Origin of the sequence: Rhodococcus sp. CX (assembly GCF_015865005.1) — a bacterium.
GTDB lineage: Bacteria > Actinomycetota > Actinomycetes > Mycobacteriales > Mycobacteriaceae > Rhodococcus.
On sequence record NZ_JADZGH010000244.1, the window covers coordinates 835 to 4,394 of the forward strand.

At 70.0% G+C, this 3,560-nt stretch carries 3 protein-coding genes and 2 pseudogenes; 3 read left to right on the plus strand and 2 right to left on the minus strand.

Annotation, left to right across the window (positions count from 1 at the left end; genetic code table 11):
• A pseudogene (locus I0Q12_RS34015) lies at positions 1-292 on the minus strand (peptidylprolyl isomerase); the annotation flags it as partial.
• The gene (locus I0Q12_RS26650) at positions 292-1,164 is read right to left on the minus strand and encodes a peptidylprolyl isomerase (RefSeq protein WP_197256321.1); all 873 of its coding nucleotides are present in this window, start codon (positions 1,162-1,164) and stop codon (positions 292-294) included. The pseudogene I0Q12_RS34015 and the gene I0Q12_RS26650, both read right to left, overlap by 1 nt.
• A 152-nt stretch (positions 1,165-1,316) precedes the next feature.
• On the opposite strand from I0Q12_RS26650, the gene I0Q12_RS26655 reads away from it, so the two are divergent.
• From I0Q12_RS26655 to I0Q12_RS26665, 3 genes and pseudogenes are all read left to right on the plus strand, one after another.
• Positions 1,317-2,000 carry an MBL fold metallo-hydrolase gene (locus I0Q12_RS26655; RefSeq protein WP_197256325.1) on the plus strand — a complete coding sequence of 228 codons (684 nt, stop codon included), beginning with the start codon at positions 1,317-1,319 and terminating at the stop codon, positions 1,998-2,000.
• Positions 2,001-2,046: 46 nt separating this feature from the next.
• Positions 2,047-3,321, plus strand: coding sequence for a histidine--tRNA ligase (gene hisS / locus I0Q12_RS26660; protein WP_197256323.1), 1,275 nt, complete (start codon positions 2,047-2,049; stop codon positions 3,319-3,321).
• A gap of 19 nt (positions 3,322-3,340) precedes the next feature.
• Positions 3,341-3,560 (plus strand): annotated as a pseudogene (locus I0Q12_RS26665) (hypothetical protein); the annotation flags it as partial.

The following is a 3,560-nucleotide window of genomic DNA, read 5'->3' on the forward strand; positions in this document are numbered from 1 at the left end:
GGCCCGCGCTGGTGGTCATCGTCACCGTCGGCGATCCCGCGGTGCTCACCCCGCTTCCCTGCGGCGGCGTCACGTCCTTCGCGGCCTCGCCGTCCGGCATGTAGCTGCAGTCGACGGGGTCGCCCGCGGCGGGACGTTCGGGCAGCGCGCCCGTGTACGTCGGCGCAGCCTGGGTGGCCGTCGCCGTACGGGTGGTGGTCGTGGCGGTGTCGGTGCCGTCGTCGGAACAACCGGCCAGCAGGAGTGCTGCGCCGGCGGCGACGACCGCGAGACGAGTTCGGGTGCGGGCCATCAGTCCATCCTCACGCTGGTCAGGGACGTCGCCAGGGCCGGCTTGCCGTCGGCGCCGCCGCCGGCGACACCTTCTGCGGCGATCTTGTCGAGTGTCGCCAGTCCGGTCTCGTCGACCGTACCGAACACCGTGTACTGCGGCGGCAGTATCGAATCCCCGTAGACCAGGAAGAACTGGCTGCCGTTGGTGCCCGGGCCGGCGTTGGCCATCGCCAGGGTGCCGCGCGGGTAGGTCATCGGCTCCTGCGAGGCCGGGTCGTCGGCCGCGAACTGGTCGGTGGGGAACTCGTTGGCGAACTCGTAGCCCGGCCCGCCGCTGCCGGTACCGGTCGGGTCACCGCACTGCAGCACCTGCAGCGACGGCGACGTCGTCAACCGGTGGCACTCGGTGTTGTCGAAGTATCCCTGCGAGGCGAGGGACAGGAAACTGTTGACCGTGCACGGCGAATCCGAGTTGTGCAGGATCAACCCGATGTTCCCCTGCGTCGTCTCGACGCTGACGCTGATGTCGGTGTTGGCCTCGCCGCTGGTGAGGATGCCCTCGGTGCGCGGTGGCTCCACCGGCCGCGAGGGCTCGCGCCCGTCGGCCGGGTATGCGCAGTTCACGGATTCGGGCAGCGGTTCGGCGCGACCGGCGGGCATCGCTGCGAACTCGGAGCTCTGCTCGGTCTCGCCGGCGGCGGTGGTGGCGCTCTCGTCGTCGCCGCGGTTGACCGCCCACAGCGTGACGCCCACACCGATCGCGACGATCACCCCGAGGGCCGTCAGACCGATGTTCCGTTGGCGGCGTTTGCGCTCACGCTCCGCACGGCGCGCGAGCTGCCGTTCGAGTTTGCGTTTCGCGGCCTGGCGCCGCTGTGCGTTGCTCGGCACTGCTGTAGTCCTCCCGTAACCCGTCGGTCGTGGCTGAGCTGTGAAGTCAGGCCGGATCGAGTTTGCCACCCGAACCTGGAAGCGGGCGGACCGGGCGTTGCACCTAGGCTGTAGGGGCCCCCAGAACTGCCCTCACCGTAGGAGCGATGCTCGTGCTCGTTACCGGATTCCCCGCCGGGATGTTCCAGACCAACTGCTACATCCTCGCGCAGGACAACTCGAAGGAGTGCGTCGTCGTCGATCCCGGTCAGGACGCCGCCGAACCGTTGAACGAGTTCCTCACCGGATCCGACCTGAGTCCGCGCGCGGTACTGCTCACCCATGGGCATCTCGACCACATCTGGTCGGCGCAGGTGGTCGCGGACCGGTACGACATCCCCACTTACATCCACCCCGGCGACCGGCACATGCTCACCGATCCGGGAGTCGGACTCGGTTCGAGCCTGGCACCGTTCCTGCAGGGCGCCACCTTCACCGAGCCGCACGAGGTGATCGAGTTCGCCGACGGCGACGAGATCGAGCACGCCGGGATCCGCTTCGTCGTCGACCACACCCCCGGCCACACCCAGGGATCGGTGGTGTTGCGCACCGTCGCAACCACCCCCGACGGCACCGAGGTTCCGGTCGCCCTGACCGGCGACACCCTGTTCGAGGGGTCCATCGGCCGCACCGACCTGCCCGGCGGCAACCACGAGCAGCTGCTCGAGTCGCTCGCCGCGAAACTGCTGGTGCTCGACGACGCCACGAACATCCTTCCGGGGCACGGACGGTCCAGCACGATCGGTCGGGAGCGGGTGTCGAACCCCTTCCTGACGGGCCTGGCCGGCACCCGCTGATCCGGGCCCACACGCACATCGTTCCGACGAGAGAAAGCAGCGACAGGTGAGCAAGGTCTCCACGTTCTCGGCCCCGAAGGGTGTCCCGGATTACGTTCCGCCGCAGTCCGCGGAGTTCGTGGCCGTGCGCGACGGTTTGACGCGGGCCGCGCGTCTGGCCGGGTACGGGCACATCGAGCTGCCGATCTTCGAGGACACCGGATTGTTCGCGCGCGGTGTCGGCGAATCCACCGACGTCGTCACCAAGGAGATGTACACGTTCGCCGATCGTGGCGACCGGTCCGTCACGCTGCGCCCCGAGGGCACCGCCGGTGTGATGCGCGCGGTCATCGAGCACGGTCTCGACCGCGGCCAGCTGCCCGTCAAGCTCAGCTACTCGGGCCCGTTCTTCCGGTACGAGCGGCCCCAGGCCGGCCGGTACCGGCAGCTGCAGCAGGTCGGCGTGGAGGCGATCGGCGTCGACGATCCCGCGCTCGACGCCGAGGTCATCGCCGTCGCCGACGCCGGTTTCCGCAGCCTGGGACTGGAAGGCTTCCGCCTCGAGGTCACCTCGCTCGGCGACGAGACCTGCCGGCCGCAGTACCGGGAGTTGCTGCAGCAGTTCCTGTTCGGGTTGCCGCTCGACGAGGAGACTCGCCGCCGCGCCGAGATCAACCCGCTGCGTGTGCTCGACGACAAGCGCCCCCAGGTGCGGGAGATGACCGCCGACGCGCCGCTCATGCTCGACCACCTGTCCGACAGCGCCAAGGCCCACTTCGACGAGGTGCTGAGCCACCTCGACGCACTCGGGGTGCCCTACGTCGTCAACCCGCGCATGGTCCGTGGCCTCGACTACTACACCAAGACCACCTTCGAGTTCGTGCACGACGGCCTCGGTGCCCAGTCCGGCATCGGCGGCGGCGGCCGCTACGACGGCCTGATGGAGCAGCTCGGCGGACAGCCGCTGTCGGGTATCGGGTTCGGTCTCGGTGTGGACCGCACGATCCTCGCGCTCGCCGCCGAAGGCAAGAGCGCCGCCACCCCGGCCCGCTGCGAGGTGTACGGCGTGCCGATGGGCGACGCCGCCAAGTCCGCACTGGTTCCGCTCGCCCACAAGCTCCGCGGCGCGGGCATCCGCGTCGACCTCGCCTACGGAGGACGCGGACTCAAGGGCGCGATGAAGGCCGCCGACAAGTCCGGGGCCGTCGTCGCCCTGGTCCTCGGCGATCGTGAACTCGAGGCCGGCGAGATCGTCGTGAAGGACCTGCGTACCGGCGAGCAGCAGACCGTGCCGCTCGCCGATGCAGTCGCGCGCGTGGGTGAGGTCGTTGCCGGGGACTGACGGGCCTGCGCCCGAATCCGTGTCCCTCGACCTGCTGCCGCCGCACCTCCTGCTGCCGCGTGCCCGCCGCGTCGCGCTCGCATCGGTGCTCCTCGGCATCGTGCTCGCCGGGGTGGCGTGGCTGTTCGTGCCGACGTCGATCGCCATCGCGCTCGGGCTGCTGTTCGGGCTGCCTCCTGCCGTCGAGGCGCAGATGCCGGCGGGTCACGACGAATGCGCCGACGGCACGGTGCTCGTGG